The sequence below is a fragment of the Pseudomonas sp. NY11955 genome (genome assembly GCF_048068035.1).
GTDB lineage: Bacteria > Pseudomonadota > Gammaproteobacteria > Pseudomonadales > Pseudomonadaceae > Aquipseudomonas.
This window is the reverse complement of record NZ_JBLUPS010000003.1, coordinates 196909-222991: the sequence shown is the minus strand read 5'-3', so window position 1 is coordinate 222991 and position 26083 is coordinate 196909. Positions and strand designations below refer to the sequence as shown.

General features: G+C 62.3%; 25 protein-coding genes, 1 tRNA gene and 1 pseudogene. 17 read left to right on the top strand and 10 right to left on the bottom strand.

Annotated features, from left to right (window positions below; genetic code table 11):
• The first annotated feature begins 91 nt into the window (after positions 1 to 91).
• From ACNFBR_RS06740 to ACNFBR_RS06730, 3 genes and pseudogenes are all read left to right on the top strand, one after another.
• A complete protein-coding gene (locus ACNFBR_RS06740) occupies positions 92 to 415 on the top strand; it encodes a hypothetical protein (RefSeq protein WP_416734183.1) in 324 nt (107 codons plus the stop codon).
• 39 nt (positions 416 to 454) lie between these two features.
• The gene (locus ACNFBR_RS06735) at positions 455 to 700 is read left to right on the top strand and encodes a DUF4224 domain-containing protein (protein WP_416734182.1); all 246 of its coding nucleotides are present in this window, start codon (positions 455 to 457) and stop codon (positions 698 to 700) included.
• A gap of 1 nt (position 701) precedes the next feature.
• Positions 702 to 1762: pseudogene (locus ACNFBR_RS06730) on the top strand (tyrosine-type recombinase/integrase).
• 110 nt (positions 1763 to 1872) lie between these two features.
• Here ACNFBR_RS06730 and ACNFBR_RS06725 read toward each other — a convergent pair.
• Positions 1873 to 1960, bottom strand: a tRNA-Ser gene (locus ACNFBR_RS06725).
• Positions 1961 to 2093: 133 nt separating this feature from the next.
• Between ACNFBR_RS06725 and ACNFBR_RS06720 the strand changes: the two genes are divergently transcribed.
• From ACNFBR_RS06720 to ACNFBR_RS06685, 8 genes are all read left to right on the top strand, one after another.
• A complete protein-coding gene (locus tag ACNFBR_RS06720; RefSeq protein ID WP_003251184.1) occupies positions 2094 to 2765 on the top strand; it encodes a Bax inhibitor-1/YccA family protein in 672 nt (223 codons plus the stop codon).
• Positions 2766 to 3284: 519 nt separating this feature from the next.
• On the top strand, positions 3285 to 4664 hold the full coding sequence (locus ACNFBR_RS06715) for a nucleobase:cation symporter-2 family protein (RefSeq protein ID WP_013973275.1): 1380 nt from the start codon (positions 3285 to 3287) through the stop codon (positions 4662 to 4664).
• A gap of 192 nt (positions 4665 to 4856) precedes the next feature.
• Complete coding sequence (gene tusD / locus ACNFBR_RS06710) at positions 4857 to 5249, top strand: sulfurtransferase complex subunit TusD (protein ID WP_416734181.1); 393 nt, start codon at positions 4857 to 4859, stop codon at positions 5247 to 5249.
• 1 nt (position 5250) lies between these two features.
• The gene (gene tusC / locus ACNFBR_RS06705) at positions 5251 to 5610 is read left to right on the top strand and encodes a sulfurtransferase complex subunit TusC (RefSeq protein ID WP_416734180.1); all 360 of its coding nucleotides are present in this window, start codon (positions 5251 to 5253) and stop codon (positions 5608 to 5610) included.
• Positions 5610 to 5906 (top strand): sulfurtransferase complex subunit TusB, encoded by a 297-nt coding sequence (tusB, locus tag ACNFBR_RS06700; RefSeq protein ID WP_416734179.1) that lies wholly within the window; start codon positions 5610 to 5612, stop codon positions 5904 to 5906. The genes tusC and tusB overlap by 1 nt, the downstream gene beginning before the upstream one ends.
• Entirely contained in the window at positions 5903 to 6238 is a 336-nt protein-coding gene (locus ACNFBR_RS06695) for a TusE/DsrC/DsvC family sulfur relay protein (RefSeq protein ID WP_416734178.1), read from the top strand. Before tusB ends, ACNFBR_RS06695 begins: the two co-directional genes overlap by 4 nt.
• Entirely contained in the window at positions 6235 to 7236 is a 1002-nt protein-coding gene (locus ACNFBR_RS06690) for a glycosyl transferase family protein (protein WP_416734177.1), read from the top strand. The genes ACNFBR_RS06695 and ACNFBR_RS06690 overlap by 4 nt, the downstream gene beginning before the upstream one ends.
• Positions 7237 to 7330: 94 nt before the next feature.
• Entirely contained in the window at positions 7331 to 8290 is a 960-nt protein-coding gene (locus tag ACNFBR_RS06685) for a glutathione S-transferase family protein (protein ID WP_416734176.1), read from the top strand.
• Between the two features lie 111 nt (positions 8291 to 8401).
• Here the strand turns inward: ACNFBR_RS06685 and cysG are convergent, their stop codons facing one another.
• The 6 genes from cysG to ACNFBR_RS06655 form a co-directional block, all read right to left on the bottom strand.
• On the bottom strand, positions 8402 to 9793 hold the full coding sequence (cysG, locus tag ACNFBR_RS06680) for a siroheme synthase CysG (protein WP_416734175.1): 1392 nt from the start codon (positions 9791 to 9793) through the stop codon (positions 8402 to 8404).
• Positions 9794 to 11074: a serine--tRNA ligase gene (gene serS / locus ACNFBR_RS06675; protein WP_416734174.1), complete on the bottom strand. Its 1281-nt coding sequence runs from the start codon at positions 11072 to 11074 to the stop codon at positions 9794 to 9796. It abuts the gene before it with no gap.
• A gap of 30 nt (positions 11075 to 11104) precedes the next feature.
• Positions 11105 to 11479 carry a fluoride efflux transporter CrcB gene (gene crcB / locus ACNFBR_RS06670; RefSeq protein WP_016711494.1) on the bottom strand — a complete coding sequence of 125 codons (375 nt, stop codon included), beginning with the start codon at positions 11477 to 11479 and terminating at the stop codon, positions 11105 to 11107.
• Positions 11476 to 12801 carry a replication-associated recombination protein A gene (locus ACNFBR_RS06665; RefSeq protein WP_210668430.1) on the bottom strand — a complete coding sequence of 442 codons (1326 nt, stop codon included), beginning with the start codon at positions 12799 to 12801 and terminating at the stop codon, positions 11476 to 11478. Before ACNFBR_RS06665 ends, crcB begins: the two co-directional genes overlap by 4 nt.
• 12 nt (positions 12802 to 12813) lie before the next feature.
• A complete protein-coding gene (gene lolA / locus ACNFBR_RS06660; RefSeq protein ID WP_416734173.1) occupies positions 12814 to 13437 on the bottom strand; it encodes an outer membrane lipoprotein chaperone LolA in 624 nt (207 codons plus the stop codon).
• Between the two features lie 62 nt (positions 13438 to 13499).
• On the bottom strand, positions 13500 to 16061 hold the full coding sequence (locus ACNFBR_RS06655) for a DNA translocase FtsK 4TM domain-containing protein (RefSeq protein ID WP_416734500.1): 2562 nt from the start codon (positions 16059 to 16061) through the stop codon (positions 13500 to 13502).
• 373 nt (positions 16062 to 16434) lie between these two features.
• Here ACNFBR_RS06655 and aat point away from each other — a divergent pair, with 373 nt between their 5' ends.
• From aat to infA, 3 genes are all read left to right on the top strand, one after another.
• The gene (gene aat / locus ACNFBR_RS06650) at positions 16435 to 17115 is read left to right on the top strand and encodes a leucyl/phenylalanyl-tRNA--protein transferase (protein ID WP_416734172.1); all 681 of its coding nucleotides are present in this window, start codon (positions 16435 to 16437) and stop codon (positions 17113 to 17115) included.
• Between the two features lie 56 nt (positions 17116 to 17171).
• The gene (locus tag ACNFBR_RS06645; RefSeq protein WP_416734171.1) at positions 17172 to 17879 is read left to right on the top strand and encodes an arginyltransferase; all 708 of its coding nucleotides are present in this window, start codon (positions 17172 to 17174) and stop codon (positions 17877 to 17879) included.
• 101 nt (positions 17880 to 17980) lie between these two features.
• On the top strand, positions 17981 to 18199 hold the full coding sequence (infA, locus tag ACNFBR_RS06640; protein ID WP_002553999.1) for a translation initiation factor IF-1: 219 nt from the start codon (positions 17981 to 17983) through the stop codon (positions 18197 to 18199).
• 168 nt (positions 18200 to 18367) lie between these two features.
• On the opposite strand, the gene clpA is transcribed toward infA, so the two are convergent.
• Together clpA and clpS are read right to left on the bottom strand one after the other, a co-directional pair.
• Positions 18368 to 20638 (bottom strand): ATP-dependent Clp protease ATP-binding subunit ClpA, encoded by a 2271-nt coding sequence (clpA, locus tag ACNFBR_RS06635; protein WP_416734170.1) that lies wholly within the window; start codon positions 20636 to 20638, stop codon positions 18368 to 18370.
• A gap of 30 nt (positions 20639 to 20668) precedes the next feature.
• A complete protein-coding gene (gene clpS / locus ACNFBR_RS06630) occupies positions 20669 to 21031 on the bottom strand; it encodes an ATP-dependent Clp protease adapter ClpS (RefSeq protein WP_003251220.1) in 363 nt (120 codons plus the stop codon).
• Positions 21032 to 21261: 230 nt separating this feature from the next.
• Here clpS and cspD point away from each other — a divergent pair, with 230 nt between their 5' ends.
• A complete protein-coding gene (cspD, locus tag ACNFBR_RS06625) occupies positions 21262 to 21528 on the top strand; it encodes a cold shock domain-containing protein CspD (protein WP_416734169.1) in 267 nt (88 codons plus the stop codon).
• Positions 21529 to 21600: 72 nt separating this feature from the next.
• Here cspD and icd read toward each other — a convergent pair whose 3' ends face one another.
• Positions 21601 to 22857 carry an NADP-dependent isocitrate dehydrogenase gene (icd, locus tag ACNFBR_RS06620; RefSeq protein WP_416734168.1) on the bottom strand — a complete coding sequence of 419 codons (1257 nt, stop codon included), beginning with the start codon at positions 22855 to 22857 and terminating at the stop codon, positions 21601 to 21603.
• A gap of 414 nt (positions 22858 to 23271) precedes the next feature.
• Between icd and ACNFBR_RS06615 the strand changes: the two genes are divergently transcribed.
• Both ACNFBR_RS06615 and ACNFBR_RS06610 read left to right on the top strand, forming a co-directional pair.
• Entirely contained in the window at positions 23272 to 25497 is a 2226-nt protein-coding gene (locus tag ACNFBR_RS06615) for an NADP-dependent isocitrate dehydrogenase (RefSeq protein WP_416734167.1), read from the top strand.
• 105 nt (positions 25498 to 25602) lie between these two features.
• Positions 25603 to 26043: an NUDIX hydrolase gene (locus tag ACNFBR_RS06610; RefSeq protein ID WP_416734166.1), complete on the top strand. Its 441-nt coding sequence runs from the start codon at positions 25603 to 25605 to the stop codon at positions 26041 to 26043.
• Positions 26044 to 26083 lie beyond the last annotated feature (40 nt).

Below are 26083 nucleotides of genomic sequence, written 5' to 3'. Positions count from 1 at the left end.
TCTAGTTTCCTTGGCCATATCGTTCCTCCCATTGAACCCCGATTAAATCACACGAACCCGCCGACATGCGCGGGCATGGAGAGCTATTGCCATGACAAAGGAAGAGCTGCAGGCCCTTGGGCCGAAGATCACTATCGCACTCGAAGCCGGCAAAGCTGCTGCTGCGGCAAGCACGAATGACGGAGGGAGCGCCAACCTCGATCGAGTGGTAATACCGGTGCCCGGGATGCGCCTCGACACTGATCACGGCCTGCCTGGTTACATCCAGAAAAGGCACGGCTATCACCGACAGGGCCTGCATCTGGACACACCGAGGCCTGGACAGGGCAACCAGCACAGCGCCGGAGTGCAGGCCATGCACAAATCGCTTACCGCTCAAGGCATCGATTGCTACGTCTACTACCAGGTCGACTGACCACCAACCTGCCGCCACCGGCGGCGTGGAGACCATCCCATGGAAACCGAGATCCTTTCGGACGAAGAGCTGGCCGAGCTGACCGGCTACAAGGCCAGGGGCTGGCAGCGCCGCTGGCTCAACGAACGCGGCTGGCATTTCGTCGAGAGCCGCGGCGGCCGGCCACTGGTAGGCCGCCAGTACGCCCGCATGAAGCTGGGCGTCACCCTTGAGGTGATGTCCCTGGCGCCGCCCCCTCCGCCCTCCGCACCAACGTGGACACCAGATATTTCGAAGGTAAGGTGAAATGCGCCCCAGGAAGACCGAAAGCCGTGACTTGCCGCCGGCATGTACCGGCGCAAGCGCACCAGCAAAAGCAAGAAGAACCCGGGCAAGGAATGGATCAGCTACTTCTACCTGGACAAATTAGGCAAGCCCATACCGCTGGGCACCGATCTGAGCCTGGCTCGATTGAAGTGGGCCGAACTCGAAGCGAAGGAAAAGCCGAAGGACCTGGTGATCATGGGCTCGATCTTCGACCGCTACGAGCGCGACATCATCCCGAAGAAGGCTGCGCGCACCCAGAAGGACAATCTGGCCGAGATACGCCAGCTGCGCAACTACTTCGAAAAGGCGCCAATTGACGGGATTACGCCCACGCATGTAGCGAAGTATCGCGATGCTAGGACAGCGCCGGTCAGGGCGAACCGCGAGATCGCCACCCTGTCGCACATATTCAACATCGCCCGTGAATGGGGGCTTACCACCAACGAGAACCCGTGCCAGGGCGTGCGCAAGAACAAAGAGGTGCCGCGGGACTTCTACGCCAGCGACGCGATCTGGAACGCGGTGTATGCGAAAGCGGTGGGTGAACTGAAGGACGCCATGGACTTGGCGTATCTGACGGGCCAGCGTCCGGCGGACGTGCTGGTGATGAGGCGGGATGATATCGAGGGCAAGGCCCTTGGCGTGAAGCAGAAAAAGACCCACAAGAAACTGCGGATCATGCTGGAGGTGGATGGAGTGGAAATCAGCCTGGGCGCCCTGATCAGGAAGATTCTGGAGCGCAACGCTTCGCATGGGTCGCCATACCTGCTGCTGACCGACAGCGGCAAGCGGGTGACAGCGCCAATGCTGCGCCATCGCTGGGACGATGCCAGGGAAGAAGCGGTGAAGGAAGCAGTCGCCGCCGGCGACCAAGTGCTGGCCGGCCGGATCAGCCAGTTCCAGTTCCGCGACATTCGCCCGAAAGCTGCTTCAGAGATCACCGATGTCGACCACGCCAGCCTGCTGCTTGGCCATACCAAGGGCGACATCACCGAACGGGTTTATCGCCGAGTTGGAGCCTTGGCGAAACCGACCAAGTAAGGAAGTATCGGAAGCGCTTCCGAAATAAACCATTCCCAAGGGTGTTCCCATGGGTAGTTTTTCTATGCCCTAGAAACGCAAAAAGCCCTGAATAATCAGGGCTTTGAATGTGGCGGAAGCGTAGAGATTCGAACTCTAGGATAGTTGCCCATCGACGGTTTTCAAGACCGTTGCCTTAAACCACTCGGCCACGCTTCCAGCTCGTTTTGCGGGCGCCATCATACCGTAATGAAACACGCTGTCAAACTATCTGTGTCGCGGGTTGTGAGGGCTCTGATAGACTCCTAGCATCTGAACGTTCGAAACCACAGGTTTACCAAGGAGTGTCGCCATGCGCGAACAGGATTACGCCGTACACCACGGCCAGCAGGTCGAGCAGCAGGAGATCAGCAAGGTCCTGCGCAACACGTACAGCCTGCTGGCGCTTACCCTCGCTTTCAGCGGTGTCATGGCTTTCGTTGCCCAGCAGATGCGCGTCGGCTACCCGAACGTGTTCGTGGTGCTGATCGGCTTCTACGGGCTGTTCTTCCTTACCAACAAGTTGCGTGATTCGGCTTGGGGCCTGGTGTCCACCTTCGCCCTCACCGGCTTCATGGGCTTCATCCTCGGCCCGATCCTCAACCGTTACCTGGGCATGGCCGGTGGCGCTGAAGTGGTCAGCTCCGCGTTTGCCATGACGGCGCTGGTGTTTGGTGGTCTGTCGGCCTATGTGCTGATCACCCGCAAGGACATGAGCTTCCTCAGTGGTTTCATCACTGCTGGCTTCTTTGTTCTGCTGGGTGCAGTCGTGGCCAGCTTCTTCTTCCAGATCAGCGGCCTGCAACTGGCGATCAGCGCTGGCTTCGTGCTGTTCTCGTCGGTGTGCATCCTGTTCCAGACCAGCGCGATCATTCATGGTGGCGAGCGTAACTACATCATGGCCACCATCAGCCTGTATGTGTCGATCTACAACCTGTTCGTCAGCCTGCTGCAGCTGTTTGGCATCATGGGCCGTGATGACTGATTGATTGGTGTTTGAGAAAGCCCGCTTCGGCGGGCTTTTTTGTGGGCGCTGGAAAGGGGTTGGAGTGTGGGGGTGTTCGCCGGACGAGGTTCAGCGCCTGATAGATCGAGCGCCGCCCGCGCGGCGCATCGCGAGCTACGCTCGCTCCTACGTTTGTTTCGGGCCAGTAACGCCTGCGCCAGACGCGCGCCCCCGTGTTGCTACGACGCGAAATTGAGCCATGCCCCAAGGTGGGCGCGCACAATATTCGTAGGAATAACTGGCCCGAAACAAACGTAGGAGCGAGCGTAGCTCGCGATGCGCCGCGCGGGCGGCGCTCGATTTATGCCCCATCACAAACCCAAAGCCTGGCACCCGGCAGCCCATCACTCCCTCGGCGAGCACACTCAATAACTGACCAAAAAGTCAGATATTCAGGCGAATGGTCGCCGATCATGTCGCTATCGTGCTTTTCTCTACCGCAATCCGTGTTCACCCCGTAGAATGCGCTCCTTTTTTCTTCCGGGGCGGCTTTCAGCAATGAGCTCACACGAACACAGCCCAGGCGCGGCGGCGCCTGCCAATGAACTGGTGCTTGGTCTGGAGGACAAGCCACGGCTGCTGATCGGCCTGCTGGCCGCCCTGCAGCACCTGCTGGCAATCATCGTGCCGATCGTCACCCCTGGCCTGCTGATCTGCCAGGCGCTGGGCGTTTCTGCGCGGGATACCAACCTGATCGTTTCCATGTCTTTGGTGATTTCGGGTATCGCCACCTTCGTCCAGTGCAAACGCTTCGGTCCATTTGGCGCCGGGCTGTTGATCGTTCAAGGCACTAGCTTCAACTTTGTCGGGCCACTGATTGCCGGTGGCGCGCTGATGGTCAAGCAAGGCACACCGGTTGAAGGGGTGATGGCAGCCATCTTTGGTGTGGTGATTGCCGGCTCGTTCGTCGAAATGGGCGTGTCGCGCATCCTGCCCTTCGTCAAACGCCTGATCACCCCACTGGTGACCGGCATCGTCGTGCTGATGATTGGCCTGACGCTGATCAAGGTCGGTTTGATCAGCATGGGCGGTGGCTTTGGCGCCATGGCCAATGGCACCTTCGCCAATGGCGAAAACCTGCTGCTGTCAGGCGTGGTGCTGGCAATTATCGTAATCCTCAACCGCATCCCGGTGGTATGGATGCGCAGTTGCGCCATCGTCATCGCCCTGGCGGTTGGCTATGCACTGGCCGGCTACTTGGGCCGCCTGGACTTCACCGGCATGCACGAGGCCGCGCTGTTCCAGGTGCCAACGCCGCTGCACTTTGGCCTGGGCTTCTCCTGGGCACTGTTCATTCCAATGCTGGTGATTTACCTGGTCACGTCGCTGGAAGCCATTGGTGACGTCACCGCCACCAGCAAGGTGTCGCGCCAGCCGGTCGAGGGGCCGGTATGGATGCAACGGATCAAGGGTGGCGTGCTGGTCAACGGCGCCAACTCGTTGCTGGCCGGTTTGTTCAACACCTTCCCTAGCTCGATCTTTGCCCAGAACAACGGGGTGATTCAGTTGACCGGTATTGCCAGCCGTCATATCGGTATGTGGATTGCCGTGATGCTGGTACTGCTGGGGCTGTTCCCGAGCGTTGCCGGGGTGATTCAGGCGGTGCCGGAGCCGGTGCTGGGTGGCGCGGCCATGGTCATGTTCGGTGCGGTTGCGGCGTCGGGGATCAATATTCTGGCCAGCACTCGTCTGGATCGTCGCGCGCTGCTGATCATTGCCGTGTCGTTGGCGTTGGGCCTGGGTGTAGCCCAGGTGCCGGAGTTCCTGGCGCATATGCCGGCAGCGATTCGCAATGTGCTGGAGTCGGGTGTGGCCACTGGGGGTATTTGTGCGCTGGTACTGAACTGGTTCTTGCCAGAGAGTAAGGAACAGGCTTGAGTCCTGTTTCCTTCTGACAGTGCCATAGGGCCGCTGCGCGGCCCATCGCAGGCAAGCCAGCGCCTACACCGACCGCACCCACCTGTGGGAGCGCGCAGGCCTGGAGAAGCCATAGTAAGCCCGCGCCGCTTGCACAAGCGGGCGCGGGCTTTTTTGCTTTATCATGGCACCATTCCTTTGCATGAGTTACCCATGAAATTCGCTATCGCGGTGTTCTCCCCGGCCCATGCGCCCTCCTCGCGGCGCGCCTTGCGCTACGCCGAAGCGGTGCTGGCCGGCGGGCATGAGATTGCCCGGTTGTTCTTCTATCAGGACGGGGTGCACAGCGCCTCGGCCAACGTGGTCGCGCCCCAGGACGAATTGGACGTGGCGAGCCAGTGGCGCACCTTCATTCAGACCCACCAATTGGACGCCGTGGTGTGCATCGCCGCCGCCTTGCGCCGTGGCGTGCTCGATGAGGCCGAGGCCAACCGCTACCAGCGCCCAGCCGTGAACCTGCCAAAGCCATGGGAGCTGTCGGGCCTGGGCCAACTGCATGAAGCGGCGCAGGTTGCCGACCGCCTTGTCTGCTTCGGAGGCGACTGAAATGGCCAAATCCTTGTTGATCATCAGCCGTCAGGCACCGTGGAATGGCCCATCGGCCCGCGAAGCGCTGGATATAGCCCTGGCCGGCGGCGCGTTCGACCTGCCGCTGGGTATGCTGTTCCTCGACGATGGGGTGTTCCAACTCGCACCGGACCAGCAGCCCAACGTGATAGAACAGAAGAACTTGGCCGCCAACCTGCAGGCGCTGCCGATGTTTGGTGTCGAGGAACTGTTCGCCTGCAGCCACAGCCTGACCCGCCGCGGCCTGGCAAGCGACACCCTGGCGCTGCCGGTGCAAGTGCTCGATGACGCGGCGCTGACCGCGCTGATCGCCCGTTTCGACCAAGTGGTAACGCTTTGATGACGACCCTGCATGTAATCGCCCACTCCCCGTTTGGCGACGAGCGCCTGGCCAGCTGCCTGCGCCTGCTCGGTGCCAATGACGCAGTGCTGCTATGCGGCGATGCGGTGTATGCCCTGCGCAGCGGCAGCGAGCCGCACCGCCAGTTGCAAGCTGCCAGCCTGGCCCAGCGCCTGTTCGCCCTTGAGGAAGACGTGCAGGCCCGCGCGGTCGGCAACGACCTGGCCAAGGCCGTGGACTACCCCGGGTTCGTCGAACTGTCGCTGCACTACGACAAGGTCAACAGCTGGCTATGAGCACACTCAACGTTGGCGATCAGGCGATCGCCCTGGACAAGGACGGCTTCCTGGTCGACCTGCAAGATTGGTCCCGCGCGGCTGCCGAAGCTCTGGCCGAGCGCGAAGGTATTCCCTTGACCGAGGACCACTGGGAAATCCTCGAACTGCTGCGCCAGTTCTACCAGGAGTACCAGCTGTCCCCGGCCACGCGCCCGCTGATCAAGTACACGGCCCTCAAGCTGGGCCCGGAAAAGGGCAACAGCCCGCACCTGAACCGCCTGTTCAACGGCACCCCCGCCAAACTTGCCGCCAAGCTGGCGGGCCTGCCCAAGCCGACCAACTGCATATGACCGAACCTCGTCCGCTTACCCTGGAAACTCCCGCCGAACACCCGTTCGCCGAATTCGTGCGCATTCTCGGCAAAGGCAAGCGCGGCGCGCGCGGCCTGACCCGCGAGGAAGCCCGTGCGGCCATGACCCTGCTGCTGGAAGGCAAGGTCGAAGACACCCAGCTCGGGGCGTTCCTCATGCTGCTACGGCACAAGGAAGAAAGCGCCGAAGAGTTGGCCGGTTTCACCGAGGCTCTACGCGCCCACCTGAAGGCGCCGCGCATCGCCGTAGACCTGGACTGGCCCACTTACGCCGGCAAGAAGCGCCACCTGCCCTGGTACCTGCTGGCCGCCAAGTGCCTGGCCAGCAATGGCGTGCGCATCCTGATGCACGGCGGCGGCGCACACACCGCCGGGCGCATGTACACCGAGCAACTGCTCGACCTGTTGCAGATTCCGCTGTGCCGCGACTGGGCTGCCGTCGGCAATGCGCTGGACCAGCACCAGCTGGCGTTCCTGCCGTTGCACGACTGGGCGCCGCAATTGCAGCGCATGATCGACCTGCGCAACACCTTGGGCCTGCGCTCGCCAATCCACTCGCTGGCCCGGGTACTCAACCCACTGGGCGCACGCTGTGGCCTGCAAAGCATCTTTCACCCCGGCTACCAGGCGGTGCACCGCGAGGCCAGCCGGCTGCTGGGCGACCATGCCGTGGTGATCAAGGGCGATGGCGGCGAGATCGAGATCAATCCAGATACCATCAGCCACCTCTACGGCACCACAGCGGGTGAAGCATGGGATGAAGAATGGCCGGCGCTGAGCGAGCGCCGCCATGTCAAACCGCCCAGCCTGCAGGCCGAGCACTTGCTGGCGTTCTGGCGAGGCGACGTGGAAGACAGTTACGGCGAGAAAGCCCTGATCGCGACCATGGCCCTGGCCCTGCGCGGCCTGGGGCAGAACCGTGAGCAGGCATTCGCGACAGCGCAAGGCTATTGGGACACACGCAATCGATCGATTTAGCCGATCATAACACCCTGATCTTTGCACTATTTGTTCGAACGATTTGGCCTAGACTGGGCTCCAACGACAAACAACTTTGTTTCAGGAGCTCATCATGGGCCTATTGATCGACGGCCGCTGGCACGACCAGTGGTATGAAAACGGCAAGGACGGCACGTTCAAACGTGAAAACGCCCAACGCCGCAATCAGCTGCCCGCCCCCGAGGCCGGCCGATACCACCTGTACGTCTCGCTGGCCTGCCCATGGGCTCATCGCACCCTGATCTTGCGCGCCCTCAAAGGCCTGGAGCCGTTGATCGACGTATCGGTGGTCAGCTGGCTGATGCAGGACCATGGCTGGACCTTCGACCAGCAGCAAGGCTCCAGCGGCGACCACCTCGACGCCCTGCAGTACCTGCACCAGCGTTACACCCAGGATGACCCGCACTACACCGGCCGCGTGACCGTGCCCGTGCTGTGGGACAAGCAAGAGAAGCGCATCGTCAACAATGAGTCGTCGGAGATCATCCGTATCTTCAACAGCGCATTCAACGAGCTGACTGGCAATACCCTGGACCTTTACCCGCAACCGCTGCGCCCGGCCATCGAGGCACTGAACGAACGCATCTACCCGGCAGTGAACAACGGTGTGTATCGCGCAGGCTTTGCCACCACGCAAGACGCCTACGAGGCCGCGTTCGATGATGTGTTCAACGCGTTGGATTACCTAGAAGACTTGCTAGGCCGCAATCGCTACCTGGCAGGCGAGTACCTGACCGAAGCGGATGTACGCCTGTTCACTACATTGGTGCGCTTTGACGCGGTGTACCACGGGCACTTCAAGTGCAACCTGCGCCGCCTGAGCGATTACCACAACCTGTCGAACTGGCTGCGTGAGCTGTACCAGTGGCCGGGGGTGGCCGGCACGGTGGATATGGAACATATCCAGAAGCACTATTACATGAGCCACAAGACCATCAACCCGAACGGGATAGTGCCTAAAGGGCCGTTGCAGGACTTTGGCTTGGCGCATGATCGGGAGCGGTTGGCGGGCAAAGGGATTTGGCAGGCTTGAGAACGCCGGGGCTGCTTTGCAGCCCATTCGCAGCACAAGGCTGCTCCTACAGGGGGCGCCTGTAGGAGCAGCCTTGTGCTGCGAATGGGCCGCACAGCGGCCCCAGCAATTTCAGCCGTTCTGCGCCCCTTCAAACCAGGCCAGCTTATCCCGCAACTGCACCACCTCCCCCACAATCACCAGGGTTGGCGCATGCACTTCATGCCGTGCTACCAAGTCCGGCAAGTCCGCCAAGGTACCGGTGAACACCCGCTGGTTACGCGTAGTCCCCTGCTGCACCAAGGCAGCCGGTGTACTGGCCGCCCGCCCATGGCGAATCAGCTCGGCACAAATGGTCGGCAAGCCCACCAACCCCATGTAGAACACCAAGGTCTGCGCCGGCGCCACCAGGTCATTCCACGGCAGGTTGCTGGTGCCGTCCTTCAAGTGCCCAGTGACGAAGCGCACCGACTGCGCGTAGTCGCGGTGAGTCAGCGGAATACCGCCATACGCCGAACAGCCGCTGGCCGCGGTAATGCCCGGCACCACCTGGAACGGTATGCCATGCTCGGCCAGCTCTTCGATCTCTTCACCACCCCGGCCGAAGATGAACGGGTCTCCACCCTTCAGGCGCAGCACGCGCTTGCCCTGTTGGGCCAGATCGACCAGCAGGCGATTGATCTGGTCCTGCGGTACGGCATGGTCAGCACGGCGCTTGCCGACGTAGATGCGCTCGGCATCGCGCCGGCACATCTCGATGATCGCTGGCGCCACCAGGCGGTCATACAGCACCACATCGGCCTGCTGCATCAGGCGCAAGGCGCGGAAGGTGAGCAAGTCCGGATCGCCCGGGCCTGCGCCTACCAGATACACCTCACCGCCCTGCTGCACCGGCGCGCCCTCGACCATCGCCTGCAACAGCCGTTCGGCCTCGGCGCCCTGCCCGGCCAGCTGGCGCTCGGCAATCGGCCCCTGGAACACGGTTTCCCAGAAGCCGCGGCGCTGGTTGACGTCCGGGTACAAGGATTTCACCTTGTGCCGGAAGCGCGCCGCCAGCCCTGCCAGCTCACCATAGGCCGACGGAATCCAGGCCTCCAGCTTGGCGCGAATCAGCCGCGCCAGCACCGGGGCGTCACCGCCGCTGGACACCGCAATCACCAGCGGCGAACGGTCGACGATCGCCGGGAAGATCACCGTGCACAGGGCCGGCGCATCCACCACGTTGACCGGCAGGCTGAGGGCCTGCGCATCGGCTGACACCTGGGCGTTCAGCCCAGGGTCGTCGGTAGCCGCAATCACCAGCCGGCAACCGACCAGGTCGGTTGCCTGATAGCCACGCACCAGCACCTCACCGCCAGCTTCCCGGGCCAACGCCGCCAATTGGCCGTCGACGTCCGGCGCCACCACGCGCAGCACACCGCCGGCATCGGCCAGCAGGCGCGCCTTGCGCAAGGCGATCTCACCGCCGCCGACGACCAGCACACGGCCGCCCTGCAGCTTGTGGAACAGCGGCAGGTAATCCATTTAGCGGATGACCTCGACGCCGCCCATGTAAGGCTTCAGCACTTCCGGCACCAGGATCGAACCGTCGGCCTGCTGGTAGTTTTCCAGCACGGCAACCAGGGTACGGCCCACGGCCAGACCGGAACCATTGAGGGTGTGTACCAGCTCTGGCTTGCCGGTTTCCGGGTTACGCCAGCGGGCCTGCATGCGGCGCGCCTGGAAATCACCGCAGTTGGAGCACGAGCTGATTTCGCGATACTTGTCCTGGCTCGGCACCCACACTTCCAAGTCGTAGGTTTTCACCGCACCAAAGCCCATGTCGCCGGTGCACAGGGCCAGCACGCGGTACGGCAGCTCCAGCAACTGCAGCACGCGCTCGGCGTTGGCAGTCAGGCCTTCCAGGGCTTCCATCGACTTGGCCGGCTCTACCACCTGCACCATCTCGACCTTGTCGAACTGGTGCTGGCGGATCATGCCGCGGGTGTCGCGGCCAGAAGCACCGGCTTCACTGCGGAAGCACGGGGTGTGGGCAACCAGCTTCAGCGGCAGCTGCTTGGCGTCGAGGATTTCGCCCGCCACCAGGTTGGTCAGCGACACTTCGGCGGTCGGGATCAGGTAGAAGTCGGCCTCGCCTTCGCGGCTGATCTTGAACAGGTCTTCCTCGAACTTTGGCAGCTGGCCGGTGCCCTGCAGGGCCGGGGCCTGTACCAGGTACGGGGTGTAGTGTTCCTCGTAGCCGTGCTCACCGGTGTGCAGGTTGATCATGAACTGCGCCAGGGCGCGGTGCAGGCGGGCGATTGGGCCACGCAGCACGGCAAAACGGGCGCCAGACAGCTTGGCAGCCGCTTCGAAGTCCAGGCCACCGCTGACTTCGCCGAGGGCGACGTGGTCCTTGATTTCGAAGTCGAAGGCCTTCGGCGTGCCCCAGCGGCGCACCTCGACGTTGTCATCTTCGCTGGCACCGACCGGCACGCTGGCGTCCGGCAAGTTCGGGATGGTCAGCAGGATGCCGTCCAGCTCGGCCTGGATCTCGTCCAGTTCGGCCTTGCCGGCAGCCAGTTCGTTGGCCATGCGCTCGACGTCCGCCATCAGCGGCGCGATGTCTTCGCCCTTGGCCTTGGCCTGGCCGATGGACTTGGAACGGGCGTTACGCTCGGCCTGCAGTTGCTCGGTGCGGGTCTGCACCGCCTTGCGGCGCTCTTCCAGTGATTCGATGCGCGCGACATCCAGGCTGAAGCCACGGGAGGCCAGGCGATCCGCCACTTCCTGAAGTTGGCCGCGTAACAGTTTGGAATCGAGCATATCGTTCTCTCGTTATGTGTAGGTGTTGGTTCAGAATCGGGTCAGGGACAGGCCGGCCCAGGTTGCGAGCAGCCCGCCCACCACGCTGATACTGGTATAGCCCAAGGCAAGGGGCACTTGCCCGCTTTCCATCAGGCGCACGGTATCGAGCGAGAATGAGGAAAAGGTCGTCAGGCCACCGAGGAAGCCGACGATAAGGCCGGCGCGCAACTCGACCGGCGCCAGCGGCTTGTGCAAGAACAAGCCATAGAGCAGGCCGATCAGCAGGCAGCCAACCAGGTTGACCGCCAGCGTACCGGCATAGAAGTGCCGTGGCCAGTGGGCCGCGACCCAGTTGGCGGTAGCGAAGCGCAACAAGGTACCGGCGATACCGCCCGCACTGACCGCGGCAATGAGTGCAATCACGGCTTTCTCCGCTGGCGTGGGCTATTGCGGTCCAGGTCGGCCAGATGGCGCAACTTCTCGCCAATCTTCAGCTCAAGGCCACGGGGTACCGGCTGGTAGTACTGGCGCGGCTCCAGCGCATCGGGGAAGTAATCTTCACCGGCCGCATAGGCGTCGGGCTCATCGTGGGCATAGCGGTATTCGTCGCCATAGCCCAACTGCTTCATCAGCTTGGTCGGGGCATTGCGCAGGTGCAGCGGCACCTCCAGCGAGCCGTGCTCGGCCGCTTCGCGCAGAGCCGTCTTGAAGCCCATGTACACCGCGTTGCTTTTCGGCGCACAGGCCAGGTAAGTGATGGCCTGGGCCACCGCCAGCTCGCCTTCGGGGCTGCCGAGGCGCTCCTGCACGTCCCATGCCGCCAGGCACAGGCTGAGCGCGCGCGGGTCGGCGTTACCGATATCCTCGCTGGCCATGCGCACCACGCGGCGGGCGATGTACAGCGGGTCGCAGCCGCCGTCGAGCATGCGCGCAAACCAGTACAGGGCACCATCGGGGTTGGAGCCGCGCACCGACTTGTGCAGCGCTGAAATCTGATCGTAGAACGCCTCGCCGCCCTTGTCGAAGCGGCGACGGCTGTCACCCAGCAGGCTCTGCAGCATCTCGACGTCGATTTCGCTGCCGTCTTCGGCCAGGTCCGAGGCGTTCTCGAGGAAGTTGAGCATGCGTCGGCCATCGCCGTCGGCGGCGGCCATCAGCATCTTGAAAGCGTCGTCACCCACTCGCAGGTTGCGCTTGCCCAGGCCGCGCTCTTCGGTCAGTGCACGGTTGACCAGCTTGCGCAGGGCCGCCTCGTCGAGGCTCTTGAGCACGTAGACCCGCGCCCGCGACAGTAACGCGTTGTTCAGCTCGAACGACGGGTTTTCGGTGGTGGCGCCGATGAACAGCAGGGTGCCGTCTTCTACATAGGGCAGAAAGGCGTCCTGCTGGGATTTGTTGAAGCGGTGCACTTCGTCGACGAACAGGATGGTGCGGCGGCCATACTGGCCAGCCTGCTGCTTGGCCACCTCCACCGCCTGGCGGATCTCCTTCACCCCGGCCAGCACCGCCGACACCGTTTCGAAGTGCGCATCGCAGAACTGCGCCAGCAGCCGCGCCAGGGTGGTCTTGCCCACCCCAGGCGGCCCCCAGAAGATCATCGAGTGCAGCGCACCCTGCTCCAGCGCCTCACGCAGCGGTTTGCCACGCGCCAGCAAGTGCTCCTGGCCGACGTATTCGTCCAGGTTGGACGGGCGCAGGCGGGCGGCCAGGGGCTGGGCGACAGGTTCGCTTCGAAACAGGTCCATGACGGGCTCTGGTTACTCCTTGATCACGTCCGCGCCTTTGGGGATGTCGAACTTGAACTTGCTGTCCGGCACCGCCTGGTTGGCCTTGACGCCATTGAACAGGATGTTGGTGCGCTGGCCGACGCTGTCGATCAGCTGCATGTCATTGATCAGGCCTTTGCGGAAGGACACGCGCAGCGAGTCGAACAAGGTGTCCTTGGTCTTCGGCTTGAGGGTGAAGTCCATCACTTCGCCCTGCTCCTTGGAAGCAATGTCGAAGCTCTGGCTGATCTTCGACACGTCACCGGACAGCAACAGTGCCGGGGTCTGGTTCAGGCGCACGTCGAGCTTCTTGATGGTGGCTTGTTCCAAGTCCGGGTCCCACAGGGTGACGTTCTTGCCATCGGACACCACCACCTGCTCCTGTGGCGCATCGGTGTGCCAGTAGAACAGGCCTGGGCGCTTGACCGTCATCTTGCCCGAGGTTTCCTGCAGGCTGGTGCCATCGGCGCCCAGGGTCAGCTGGGAGAAGTTGGCCTCGATGGTTTGCGACTTTTCCAGCAGCTGGGTCAGGCGTTGTACATCTTGCTCACCGGCATAAGCCGTAACAGTGCCCAGAGCAAGGGCAGAAACCAACAGCATGCGAATCGCGCGCATGGGAATCCTCATTGAGCGTTGAAAAGGCCAGGCGCCACCGTTGGCGCCCGGCAGGGTGTTCATTAGTCGCGCGGGCCGCCTGGGGCAATCACTTCCCGCGAGCCGTTGCTGTTCATCGGGGTGACAACGCCGGCCATCTCCATCGACTCGATCATGCGCGCAGCGCGGTTGTAGCCGATCTTCAACTTGCGTTGCACAGCAGAAATGGACGCACGGCGGCTCTCAAGCACGAACTGCACCGCCTCATCATACAGCGCATCGGTTTCGGCATCGTCACCATCGCCACCACCGCCGCCGCCATCGAAGCCGCTGCCGGCCTCTTCGACGCCGTTGAGGATGTCGTCGTTGTAGTCCGGGGCGCCGCGCAGCTTCCACGCTTCGACCGTGCGGTGCACTTCATCGTCGGAAACGAACGCACCGTGCACGCGGATCGGCAGGCTGGTGCCCGGCGGCATGTACAGCATGTCGCCGTGGCCCAGCAACTGCTCGGCACCACCTTGGTCGATGATGGTGCGCGAGTCGATCTTGCTCGATACCTGGAACGCCATACGGGTCGGGATGTTGGCCTTGATCAGACCGGTGATCACGTCCACCGACGGCCGCTGGGTGGCGAGGATCAGGTGGATACCGGCTGCCCGCGCCTTCTGCGCGATACGGGCAATCAGCTCTTCGACCTTCTTGCCGACGATCATCATCATGTCGGCGAACTCGTCCACCACCACCACGATGGTCGGCAGGGTTTTCAGCGCAGGGGGTTCGTCGTCCATGCTCTCGCGGCGGTACAGCGGGTCATGGATGATTTCGCCGGCTTCCTGGGCGTCCTTGATCTTGCGGTTGAAACCGGCCAGGTTACGCACACCCATGGCCGCCATCAACTTGTAGCGCCGCTCCATCTCGGCCACGCTCCAGCGCAGGGCGTTGGCCGCGTCCTTCATGTCGGTGACCACCGGGCACAACAGGTGCGGGATGCCTTCGTAGATCGACAGCTCGAGCATTTTCGGGTCGATCATGATCAGCCTCGCGTCTTCCGGGCTGGACTTGAACAGGATCGACAGAATCATCGCGTTCACACCCACCGATTTACCGGAGCCGGTAGTACCGGCCACCAGCAGGTGCGGCATCTTGGCCAGGTCGGTGATCACCGGCTTGCCACCGATGTCGTGGCCCAGGGCCAGGGTGACGGGCGACTTCTGCTCGTCGTACTGCGGCGTCGCCAGCACTTCGGAGAAGCGCACCATCTGGCGGTTTTCGTTGGGGATCTCGATACCCACGGTAGTCTTGCCGGGGATGACCTCCACCACCCGCACGCTGGTCACCGCCAGCGAACGCGCCAGGTCCTTGGCCAGGTTGGCGATACGGCTGACCTTCACGCCGGCGGCCGGCTGGATTTCATACCGGGTAATCACCGGGCCTGGGTGGATCGAGTCCACCGCCACTTCCACGCCGAATTCCTTGAGTTTGATTTCCAGCAGTTGGCCGACCCCGGCCAGGGATTCTGGCGAGTACTCGATTTTCTTCTGCTCGGCCGGGTCGAGGATGGAAATCGACGGCAAGGTGCCTTCCACGGCGCTGTCGACAAACAACGGCGCCTGCTTCTCCTTCATCACCCGCTTGCTCGGCTCCGGCGCCTTGACGGCTGCTGGCGGCACGATGGTGGGGGCCGCATGCTGCTCGCGGGGCACCACTGTTTCACGCGGTACGATTGCCTCACGGGCCACCTCACGGGGCGGCACAACCGGCTCACGCGCCAGGGTCGGCTCGCGTGGCTCAACCGGCTGGGCAGGCGCTTCCTCTCGTTTGAAAATACGCTCGCGCAGCGCCGGCTTGGCCGGCTCGGGCTTCTCGGCAGCCATTGGCGCGGCCTTGAACACCGGTTCATCCTCGCGCAGCTGTGCCTCGAGGCGCTTGCGCTCGTTGCGTGCTTCCCACCAACGGTTGGCCGCGCCCTGCACCAGCTCGAACAGGTCGAGGGTGATCTTGCCGGTCAGGTCCATCACCTTGAACCACGACAGGTCAGTGAACACGGTCAGGCCGAACAGGAACAGGGCAATGAACATCAGCGTGCTGCCCTGCACGTTCAGCAGGTTGCGCGCCAGGTCGCCCAGGCTTTCGCCCAGTGCGCCACCGGCGGAGAACGGCAGGCTTGCCGGTGGGTGGAAGTGGATATGCGCCAGCGCCGCCCCCGACAGCACCAGGAACACCAGGCCGATCAGCCGCCAGGAGAACAGCCAGCCGCTCCAGTCCCACGGCTGGTGGCGTTCACGGAAAATCTGCCAGGTCTTGACCGCCAGCAGCAGCGGGAAGATATAGGCGAAGTAGCCCAGCACCATGAACAGGATGTCGGCGAAGTAGGCACCGGCACGCCCGGCAGCGTTCTGCACCTGGTCGACGTTGCTGGTGTGGCTGAAGCCCGGGTCCGAGGTGTCGTAGGTCAGCAGCGCCATCCACAGGTACAGGCACAGGGCGCCGACAGCGATCAACGCACCTTCCTTGAGGCGATAATGCAGCTGCTGCCGCCACAGAGGCACAGGCAAAGGAGCTGGGGTTGCGGTGGATTTCTTCAAAACGCGTCTATTCCTGCGCGTGGTGCGCGTCCAATAGTGATCGGCCGCTGCGCGACCAATGAACCACTACTTTTAACATTACTGCCCGCCAGCCGCCATGGCGGCACGCCGTATGGGGGTTTGGCCGGGGGCGACTTTCATATACCTGCAATTTGAGCATGCATTTTCTTTTGTGACAAAGGCTTATGCTGTGTTTTTGCACAGGTGTGACAGCAAATGTAGCGGATGGTGCCTGCGGTTTCATGAATGTGCAGGAAATTGCCTGAATTCATCGCCTGTGCTGGCCTCTTCGCGGGCGCGCCCGCTCCCACAGGCCATGGCAGCTGCGGGGTTCCCGTGGGAGCGGGCAAGCCCGCGAAAAAGCCAAAGCGATTGACCCTGCTTTGCACCCGCGCCATGCTGCCTTCTCCCCTCCCCCACCGCACGATAGACCATGCTCACCTGGCTGACCCGCGACTCACTGACCTTCCCGCCTCTGGAAAAGGCCCTGCACGACCCCAACGGCCTGCTGGCCGCCGGTGGCGACCTTACCCCCGAGCGCCTGGTGCAGGCCTATCGCCATGGTTGCTTCCCGTGGTACCAGGACGGCCAGCCGATCCTGTGGTGGTCACCCGACCCGCGCACGGTGCTGCTACCCGATCAGTTGCACGTGTCGCGCTCACTGGCCAAGGTGATGCGCCAGGGGCGCTACCAGGTCAGCTTCGACACCGACTTCCCCGCCGTGATCGCCGCCTGCGCCGCGCCACGCGACTATGCCGACGGCACCTGGATCACCGACACCATGCGCAACGCCTATTGTGAACTGCACCGGCGCGGCATCGCCCATTCGGTGGAGGTGCGCCAGGATGGCGAACTGGTTGGGGGCCTGTACGGCCTGGCCATGGGCCAGCTGTTCTTTGGCGAATCGATGTTCAGCCGCGCCGACAACGCCTCCAAGGTCGGCTTCGTCACCTTGGTCAAGCACCTGCGCGAAGCTGGCTTCGTGCTTATCGACTGCCAGATGCCCACCAACCACCTGCACAGCCTTGGTGCCCATGCCATCAGCCGCGCCGAGTTCGCCGGTTACCTGGCACGCCACCTCGACCAGCCCAACAGCGCTACATGGGCTGCCTAGGCGAGTTCCCGTAGCTGGCTTACACTTAAAACAAAGTCTCACCGAAGGGGTTGATCATGACAGAGTTGGCGCGGTTGAAGTTCTATGCCACTCAGCCCCACTCCTGCAGCTACCTGCCGGATGAGCAGGCGACCACGCTGTTCCTGGACCCCAGCCAGCCGATGGACGTGAATGTGTACGCCGATTTGTCGGAAATGGGCTTTCGCCGCAGTGGCGACCACCTGTACCGCCCGCATTGCCAGAACTGCAACGCCTGCGTGCCGGCGCGCATCCCGGCAGCGCGCTTCATCCCCAACCGCCAGCAGCGGCGCATTCTCAAGCGCAACGCCGACCTGACCGTGACCGCCGCGCGCCCGGCGTTCAAGGAAGAGTACTTCGAACTGTACCGGCGCTATATCGAAACGCGCCACGCCGACGGTGACATGTACCCACCCAGCCGCGACCAGTTTTCCACGTTCCTGGTGCGTGACCTGCCGTTTTGCTGGTTCTACGAGTTCCGCCTCGACGGCCGTCTGTTGGCGGTGGCAGTGTGCGACCTGCTGCCCAATGGCCTGTCGGCGGTGTACACCTTCTACGAACCGGACGAAGAGCGCCGCAGCCTGGGCCGCTTCGCCATCCTCTGGCAGATCACCGAAGCGCTGCGCCAGGACCTGGAAGCGGTGTACTTGGGTTACTGGATCAAGAACTGCAAGAAAATGAACTACAAGACGCAGTATCGGCCTATCGAACTGCTGATAAACCAGCGCTGGGTCTCCCTCAACTGAAAGCATTGGCTTGACACACAGTTTTCCGGCATAATCCACGCCACTTTTTTGCCCGGTGCGGTTATGCGTCGGGCCAACACTGGATCCGAGGGCTCTACTGCATGTCGAAAGAAGACAGCTTCGAAATGGAAGGTACTGTCGTCGACACCCTGCCCAACACCATGTTCCGCGTGGAGTTGGAAAACGGGCACGTCGTAACCGCGCACATCTCCGGAAAGATGCGCAAGAACTACATCCGTATTCTCACTGGCGACAAGGTCCGCGTCGAGCTGACGCCGTACGACCTGAGCAAGGGCCGCATCACTTACCGTGCGCGCTAAGCTCAAGCCATGAAAAAGCCCGGCCATGTGCCGGGCTTTTTTGTGCCTGTCAGATTGCAAGGGGCTGCGTTGCAGCCCATTCGCAGCACAAGGCTGCTCCTACAGGGTGTTGTGTACGCCTGTAGGAGCAGCCTTGTGCTGCGAATGGGCCGCAAAGCGGCCCCTCTATCAGGCAACCTCAGCCGTGGTCTCGAAGTCGAACACCAGTTCCCCATCACGCAGGTCAACGTGCACCACGCCACCGTGCTCGGCCAGCTCGCCAAACAGGATCTCCTCGGCCAGCGGCCGCTTGATCTTGTCCTGAATCAGCCGCGCCATCGGCCGCGCACCCATCTGCACGTCATACCCCGACACCGCCAGCCAGCCGCGCGCATCATCACTGACTTCCAGCAGCACCCGCTTGTCTTCCAGCTGCGCCTGCAGTTCGATAAGGAACTTGTCGACGATGCTTTTGATCGTCTCCGTGCTCAGGCGGCCAAACTGGATGATGGTATCCAGGCGGTTGCGGAACTCTGGCGTGAAGCTCTTGCGGATCACTTCCATGGCATCGGACGCATGATCCTGATGGGTGAAGCCGATCGAGGCCCGCGCCGCGGTTTCCGCACCGGCGTTGGTGGTCATGATCAGGATCACGTTACGGAAGTCGGCCTTGCGCCCGTTGTTGTCGGTCAGGGTACCGTGGTCCATCACCTGCAGCAGCAGGTTGAAGACTTCCGGGTGAGCCTTCTCGATTTCGTCGAGCAGCAATACGCAATGCGGCTGCTTGGTGATCGCCTCGGTCAGCAAACCACCCTGGTCGAAACCAACATAACCCGGCGGCGCACCGATCAGGCGCGACACGGTGTGGCGCTCCATGTACTCGGACATGTCGAAGCGCACCAGCTCCACACCCAGTGCCTTGGCCAACTGCCGTGCCGCTTCGGTCTTGCCGACACCGGTAGGGCCGGCGAACAGGAACGAACCCACCGGCTTGTCTGGTGACTTGAGGCCGGCACGGGACAGCTTGATCGCGGTCGCCAGTGAGTCGATCGCCTGGTCCTGGCCGAACACGGTCAGCTTCAGGTCGCGCTCAAGGTTACGCAGCAGCTCCTTGTCGGAACTGGTGACGTGCTTCGGCGGAATACGCGCGATCTTGGCGACGATGTCCTCGACTTGCGGCACATCGATGCGCTTGACGCGGCTGGCCTCCGGCTGCAGGCGCTGGTAGGCGCCCGCTTCATCGATCACATCGATGGCCTTGTCCGGCATATGCCGGTCATTGATGTAGCGCGAGGCCAGTTCGGCGGCGGCGCGCAGGGCTTCGTCGCTGTACTCGATGTTGTGGTGGCTTTCGAAACGGCCTTTCAGGCCGCGCAGAATGCCAACGGTGTCTTCGACCGACGGCTCGCTGACATCCACCTTCTGGAAGCGCCGAGCCAGGGCACGGTCCTTCTCGAAGATGCCACGGAACTCCTGGAAGGTGGTCGAACCGATGCAACGGATTTCACCCGACGACAGCAGCGGTTTGAGCAGGTTGGAGGCATCCATTACCCCGCCCGATGCCGCACCGGCACCGATGATGGTGTGGATTTCGTCGATGAACAGGATGGCCTGCGGACGCTTGCGCAGCTCACCGAGCAACGCCTTGAAGCGCTTCTCGAAGTCGCCACGGTATTTGGTACCGGCCAGCAGCGCACCCAGGTCGAGGGAGTACACCACGCTCTGTGCCAGCAGGTCGGGCACCTGGCCGTCGACAATGCGCTTGGCCAGGCCTTCGGCGATGGCCGTCTTGCCCACGCCCGCCTCACCCACCAGCAGCGGGTTGTTCTTGCGCCGACGGGCGAGGATTTGCGCCACGCGCTCCACTTCCTGCTCGCGGCCGACCAGTGGGTCGATACGGCCGGCACGCGCCAGCTCGTTTAGGTTGCTGGCATAGGCGTCCAACGGGTTGCTCGAAGAGGAGGTTTCGCCACCCTCTTCGTCCTGCATTTCCTGGTCGCTTTCAGACTGCGAGCCGTGCCCCGGCACCTTGGAGATACCGTGGGCGATGTAGTTGACCACGTCGATACGGGCCACGCTCTGCTGCTTGAGCAGGAACACGGCCTGGCTTTCCTGTTCGCTGAAGATCGCCACCAGCACGTTGGCGCCGGTCACTTCGCGCTTGCCAGAGCTTTGCACGTGGAACACGGCACGCTGCAGCACGCGCTGGAAGCCCAGGGTCGGCTGGGTTTCACGGTCTTCGTCGTTGACAGGAATCAGCGGCGTGGTGGAATCGATGAACTCTTGCAGGTCGTGCTTGAGCTTGTCGAGATTGGCGCCACAGGCGCGCAGAACGGTCGCGGCAGCCTCATTGTCAAGGAGTGCCAGCAGCAGATGTTCGACGGTCATGAACTCATGACGCTTCGAACGGGCCTCCTTGAAGGCAAGATTGAGGGTGACTTCGAGCTCGCGGTTTAACATAGCTTCACCTCATACCCAAGTGGTCGGCGATTAACCGTCCTTCTCGATTTCACAGAGTAGCGGATGCTGGCTTTCCCTGGCGTATTGGTTGACCTGCATAGCCTTTGTTTCGGCGATGTCACGGGTAAACAATCCGCACACTGCCCGCCCCTCGGTATGGACGGTCAGCATGATCTTGGTCGCCAGCTCGCGGTTCAAACTGAAGAACGTCTCGAGCACTTCGACGACGAAATCCATTGGCGTGTAGTCATCGTTGAACAAAACCACCTTGTACATCGGTGGCGCCTGCAGGATCGGCTTGGCTTCCTGAACTGCAAGACCTGAGCCGTCGTCCTCATTCGATTGCGGGCGATCCTGATTGAATGTTAGTCGAATCTCACTAGGTGCATGCATGGAAAGAATTTCATCATGAGCGTCAGGTTAAGGTTGCGGGTTGACTGCACAGGCCACCGCCAGCGCAGGCGCCGCGTGACCTTGACTATCGGCAAAACGGTGTTACAACCAATAAGAACCCACCGTGGGCGATAAAGATCCGCGCAGTCAACCAGATTTTTCGCAAGGTTCGTATGCGGATGAAGTGGATGATACTCCAGTGATGGAGTCCTTTGCAGAGGGACATAGGGATGGCAAGCGGTAAAGTCAAGTGGTTCAACAATGCCAAGGGCTATGGATTCATCAATGAGGAAGGTAAATCCGATGACCTCTTCGCCCACTATTCGGCCATCCGAATGGACGGATACAAAACTCTCAAGGCTGGCCAGGCCGTAGTCTTCGACATCGTCCAGGGCCCCAAGGGCCTGCACGCTGTCGAAATCAAAGATGCCGCGGCGGCATCGGCGGAGGCTGCCAGAACCCTGGGCGAGCCACAGAGCGAAACCGTGAAAGCCTGAATCGCCTGTACGCTGCCGACAGACGAAAAAACCGGCCGCTTCTTTACCAGAGGCGGCCGGTTTTATATTGCCTTACATGTGCTTGATCATTGCATCGCCAAAGCCTGAGCTGCCGACAAGGGTGGCGCCGTCCATCAGCCGCTCGAAGTCGTAGGTCACTGTCTTGGCCGCAATCGCACCATTGGTACCCTTGATGATCAGGTCGGCGGCCTCGGTCCAGCCCATGTGGCGCAGCATCATTTCTGCCGAAAGGATCACCGAGCCCGGGTTAACCTTGTCCTGCCCGGCGTACTTGGGCGCAGTACCGTGGGTGGCCTCGAACATGGCCACGGTGTCGGACAGGTTGGCGCCCGGCGCAATGCCGATACCGCCCACCTCAGCCGCCAAGGCGTCGGACAGGTAATCACCGTTGAGGTTGAGGGTGGCGATCACGTCGTACTCGGCCGGGCGCAGCAAAATCTGCTGCAGCATGGCATCGGCGATGGCGTCCTTGACGATGACCTCACGCCCGCTCTTGGGGTTCTTGAACTTCATCCACGGGCCGCCATCGAGCAGTTCGGCGCCGAATTCGTCCCGCGCCACCTCGTAGCCCCAATCCTTGAAGGCCCCTTCGGTGAACTTCATGATGTTGCCCTTGTGCACCAGGGTCAGCGACTCACGGTCGTTGTCCACCACGTATTGCAGGGCCTTGCGCACCAGGCGCTTGGTGCCCTCGCGCGATACCGGCTTGACGCCGATGCCGCAGTCCTGGTCGAAGCGGATCTTGGTGACGCCCATTTCCTCTTTAAGGAACTTGATCACCTTGTTCGCCTCTGGCGAGCCAGCCTTCCACTCGATACCCGCGTAAATGTCCTCGGAGTTCTCGCGGAAGATCACCATGTCGACGTCACCCGGCTTTTTCACCGGGCTCGGCACCCCCTGGAACCACAGCACCGGGCGCAGGCACACATACAGGTCCAATTGCTGGCGCAGGGCCACGTTGAGCGAGCGGATGCCACCACCGACCGGGGTGGTCAGCGGGCCCTTGATCGACACTACATAATCACGCACGGCATCGAGGGTTTCCTGCGGCAGCCAAGTGTCCTGGTCGTACACCTGGGTGGCTTTTTCGCCGGCGTACACCTCCATCCAGGCGATCTTGCGCTTGCCGCCGTAGGCTTTCTGCACGGCGGCGTCGACCACCTTGATCATCACGGGCGAGACATCGACACCGATCCCATCGCCCTCGATATACGGAATGATCGGATGGTCAGGCACATTGAGCGAATGGTCTGCATTGACGGTGATCTTGGTGCCGTCGGTCGGAACCTTGATTTTCTGGTATCCCATGCTTGCACTACTCCGCTGTCGGGTGAGGTTTGGACATCATGCGATGCAATGAGCCTAAACCACATCTGCCGACCTGCAAGGCATGCGACAACCCGCCACATTGCCGCTTAGTCTTTGGTCTTATAAATGGGCCGATATCACTTGGCCTTGCTGATTAGCCCGAATGGTTTGGTATACTCCGCCGCGACCGAAGGGTCATCGGGGCGAATCCCAGGAAAATGCGGACCGCCCTAGGCCATGAATGGCCACTAAGCCTGGGTTGTTACCGCACCCCAGCACTTGACGCTCGACTGATGCATCCACCATCACCGCTCGCAGCCTCTCGACTTTCCGCTCATGGCGCTGCCAGGGCGATGCGCCTACCCTGCGCACCACGAGACTCGAGCACGCTCAGCACATAGAGAGTTAACCCGCATGCCCACCCGTTCCAAGATCATCTATACCTTCACCGACGAAGCCCCCGCCCTCGCCACCTACTCGCTGCTGCCGATCGTCGAAGCCTTCACCGCTTCGGCTGACATCGCCGTCGAAACCCGCGACATCTCCCTGGCTGGCCGTATCCTTGCCGCCTTCCCGGAGCAACTGGGCGCAGAGAAGCGAGTAGGCGATCACCTGGCGGAACTGGGCCAGCTGGCCACCACCCCTGAAGCCAACATCATCAAGCTGCCGAACATCAGCGCCTCGGTACCGCAGCTCAAAGCCGCGATCAAGGAACTGCAAGGCAAAGGCTTCAACATCCCTGACTACGCCGACGAGCCGGCCACCGCGGACGAGAAAGAGTCCCGCGCCCGCTACGACCGCATCAAGGGTTCGGCCGTGAACCCGGTGCTGCGCGAAGGCAACTCCGACCGCCGCGCACCGCTGTCGGTGAAGAACTACGCCCGCAAGCACCCGCACAAAATGGGCGCCTGGGCCGCCGACTCCAAGTCGCACGTTGCCCACATGACCCAGGGCGACTTCTACGGCAGCGAAAAGGCCGCACTGATCGAAGCTGACGACAGCCTGCGCATCGAGCTGGTCGGCAAAGACGGCAGCACCACCGTGCTGAAAGAAAAGACCGCGGTCAAAGCCGCCGAAGTCATCGACTGCGCCACCATGAGCCGCAAGGCCCTGAAAGCCTTCATCGCCGAGCAGATCGCCGATGCCAAGGCCTCCGGCGTACTGCTGTCGGTGCACCTGAAAGCCACCATGATGAAGGTCTCCGACCCGATCATGTTCGGCGTCATCGTCGAAGAGTTCTACGGCGACGTACTGGCCAAGCACGCCGCAGCCCTGGCTGAAGTGGGCTTCAACGCCAACAACGGTATCGGCGACCTGTACGCCCGCATCAAGGACCTGCCAGCCGACAAGCAGGCCGAGATCGAAGCCGACATCCAGGCCCTGTACGCCGAGCGCCCAGCGCTGGCCATGGTCAACTCCGACAAAGGCATCACCAACCTGCACGTGCCGAGCGACGTCATCGTCGACGCCTCGATGCCGGCCATGATCCGTGACTCGGGCAAGATGTGGAACACCGCTGGCGAACTGCAAGACGCCAAGGCCGTGATCCCGGACCGCTGCTACGCCGGCATCTACCAGGCCACCATCGAAGACTGCAAGCAGCACGGCGCCTTCGACCCGACCACCATGGGCAGCGTGCCGAACGTTGGCCTGATGGCGCAGAAAGCCGAAGAGTACGGCTCCCACGACAAGACCTTCCAGATCAAGGCTGACGGCGTCGTGCGCGTGGTCGATGGCAAGGGCAACGTCGTGCTGGAGCAGAACGTCGAAGCCGGTGACATCTTCCGCATGTGCCAGACCAAGGACGCACCGATCCAGGACTGGGTCAAGCTGGCCGTCAACCGTGCCCGCCTGAGCAACACCCCGGCGGTGTTCTGGCTGGACCCGGCCCGCGCCCACGACGGCGTGATGATCGAGAAGGTTCAGCAATACCTGAAGGATCACGACACCACTGGCCTGGACATCCGCGTACTGGCCCCAGTCGACGCCATCAAGTTCTCCCTGGCCCGCATCCGCGAAGGCAAGGACACCATCTCGGTGACCGGCAACGTGCTGCGCGACTACCTGACCGACCTGTTCCCGATCATGGAACTGGGCACCAGCGCCAAGATGCTGTCGATCGTGCCGCTGATGAACGGCGGCGGCCTGTTCGAAACCGGCGCCGGTGGTTCGGCTCCGAAGCACGTGCAGCAGCTGGTTGAAGAAAACTTCCTGCGTTGGGACTCGCTGGGTGAATTCCTGGCCCTGGCCGCTTCCCTGGAGCACCTGGGCAACACCTACGACAACCCGCGCGCCAAGGTTCTGGCCAACACCCTGGACCAGGCCACCGGCAAGTTCCTCGACACCAACAAGTCGCCGTCGCGCAAAGTCGGCGGTATCGACAACCGTGGCAGCCACTTCTACCTGACCCTGTACTGGGCTGAAGCCCTGGCCGCTCAGACTGACGACGCTGCCCTGCAAGCACGCTTCGCACCGCTGGCAAAAACCCTGGCCGAGAACGAAGCGACCATCGTCGCCGAGCTCAATGCCGTTCAGGGCAAGCCGGCCGACATCGGTGGCTACTACGCCCCGGATGCCGAGCTGACCGCCAAGGTGATGCGCCCAAGCCAGACCCTGAACAGCGCCATTGCAGCCCTGTAAGGTTCGCTTGAAGTAACAGCACAAACCCCGGCCACGCACCGGGGTTTGTGCTTTCTGGGCAATGGCACCGCTTTGCGGCCCCATTCAGCCAACAAGGACAGATCAATGACCTGGCAACCTCACATCACCGTCGCCACCGTCGTCGAACACGACGGCAAGTTCCTCTTCGTCGAAGAGTTCAAGGCAGGCCAGCACGTCTTCAACCAACCCGCCGGCCACCTCGAACCCTTTGAGACCCTGCCCCAGGCCGCCCTGCGCGAAACCCTGGAAGAAACCGCCTGGGAAGTCGAACTGACTGGCGTGGTCGGTATCTACCTGTACACCGCCCCCAGCAACGGCGTGACCTACCAGCGCATCTGCTTCGCCGCCCGCCCCGTACGCCATCACGCCGACCTGGCCCTGGACAGCGACATCGTCCGTGCCGTGTGGCTGACCCGTGAAGCGCTAATGGCCGACCCCGCTCGTTGGCGCAGCGAGCTGGTGCCCCGTTGCCTCGACGACTACCTCAAAGGCCCGCTGCACAGCCTTGACCTGTTGCGTGACTGACGCGGCGCCACGGGTTTGATAGAATCGGCGTTTTTCCCCC

What these genes read in the sequence shown, in the direction of transcription:
- clpA (WP_416734170.1), bottom strand. Translation starts at nt 20,638, where the DNA reads ATGTTAAACCGCGAGCTCGAAGTCACCCTCAATCTTGCCTTCAAGGAG.
- ACNFBR_RS06695 (WP_416734178.1), top strand. Translation starts at nt 5,903, where the DNA reads ATGAGCACACTCAACGTTGGCGATCAGGCGATCGCCCTGGACAAGGAC.
- icd (WP_416734168.1), bottom strand. Translation starts at nt 22,857, where the DNA reads ATGGGATACCAGAAAATCAAGGTTCCGACCGACGGCACCAAGATCACC.
- ACNFBR_RS06610 (WP_416734166.1), top strand. Translation starts at nt 25,603, where the DNA reads ATGACCTGGCAACCTCACATCACCGTCGCCACCGTCGTCGAACACGAC.
- serS (WP_416734174.1), bottom strand. Translation starts at nt 11,074, where the DNA reads ATGCTCGATTCCAAACTGTTACGCGGCCAACTTCAGGAAGTGGCGGAT.
- infA (WP_002553999.1), top strand. Translation starts at nt 17,981, where the DNA reads ATGTCGAAAGAAGACAGCTTCGAAATGGAAGGTACTGTCGTCGACACC.
- cysG (WP_416734175.1), bottom strand. Translation starts at nt 9,793, where the DNA reads ATGGATTACCTGCCGCTGTTCCACAAGCTGCAGGGCGGCCGTGTGCTG.
- tusB (WP_416734179.1), top strand. Translation starts at nt 5,610, where the DNA reads ATGACGACCCTGCATGTAATCGCCCACTCCCCGTTTGGCGACGAGCGC.
- ACNFBR_RS06735 (WP_416734182.1), top strand. Translation starts at nt 455, where the DNA reads ATGGAAACCGAGATCCTTTCGGACGAAGAGCTGGCCGAGCTGACCGGC.
- lolA (WP_416734173.1), bottom strand. Translation starts at nt 13,437, where the DNA reads ATGCGCGCGATTCGCATGCTGTTGGTTTCTGCCCTTGCTCTGGGCACT.
- clpS (WP_003251220.1), bottom strand. Translation starts at nt 21,031, where the DNA reads ATGCATGCACCTAGTGAGATTCGACTAACATTCAATCAGGATCGCCCG.
- cspD (WP_416734169.1), top strand. Translation starts at nt 21,262, where the DNA reads ATGGCAAGCGGTAAAGTCAAGTGGTTCAACAATGCCAAGGGCTATGGA.
- ACNFBR_RS06685 (WP_416734176.1), top strand. Translation starts at nt 7,331, where the DNA reads ATGGGCCTATTGATCGACGGCCGCTGGCACGACCAGTGGTATGAAAAC.
- ACNFBR_RS06645 (WP_416734171.1), top strand. Translation starts at nt 17,172, where the DNA reads ATGACAGAGTTGGCGCGGTTGAAGTTCTATGCCACTCAGCCCCACTCC.
- ACNFBR_RS06740 (WP_416734183.1), top strand. Translation starts at nt 92, where the DNA reads ATGACAAAGGAAGAGCTGCAGGCCCTTGGGCCGAAGATCACTATCGCA.
- ACNFBR_RS06615 (WP_416734167.1), top strand. Translation starts at nt 23,272, where the DNA reads ATGCCCACCCGTTCCAAGATCATCTATACCTTCACCGACGAAGCCCCC.
- ACNFBR_RS06690 (WP_416734177.1), top strand. Translation starts at nt 6,235, where the DNA reads ATGACCGAACCTCGTCCGCTTACCCTGGAAACTCCCGCCGAACACCCG.
- ACNFBR_RS06665 (WP_210668430.1), bottom strand. Translation starts at nt 12,801, where the DNA reads ATGGACCTGTTTCGAAGCGAACCTGTCGCCCAGCCCCTGGCCGCCCGC.
- ACNFBR_RS06720 (WP_003251184.1), top strand. Translation starts at nt 2,094, where the DNA reads ATGCGCGAACAGGATTACGCCGTACACCACGGCCAGCAGGTCGAGCAG.
- tusD (WP_416734181.1), top strand. Translation starts at nt 4,857, where the DNA reads ATGAAATTCGCTATCGCGGTGTTCTCCCCGGCCCATGCGCCCTCCTCG.
- aat (WP_416734172.1), top strand. Translation starts at nt 16,435, where the DNA reads ATGCTCACCTGGCTGACCCGCGACTCACTGACCTTCCCGCCTCTGGAA.
- tusC (WP_416734180.1), top strand. Translation starts at nt 5,251, where the DNA reads ATGGCCAAATCCTTGTTGATCATCAGCCGTCAGGCACCGTGGAATGGC.
- ACNFBR_RS06715 (WP_013973275.1), top strand. Translation starts at nt 3,285, where the DNA reads ATGAGCTCACACGAACACAGCCCAGGCGCGGCGGCGCCTGCCAATGAA.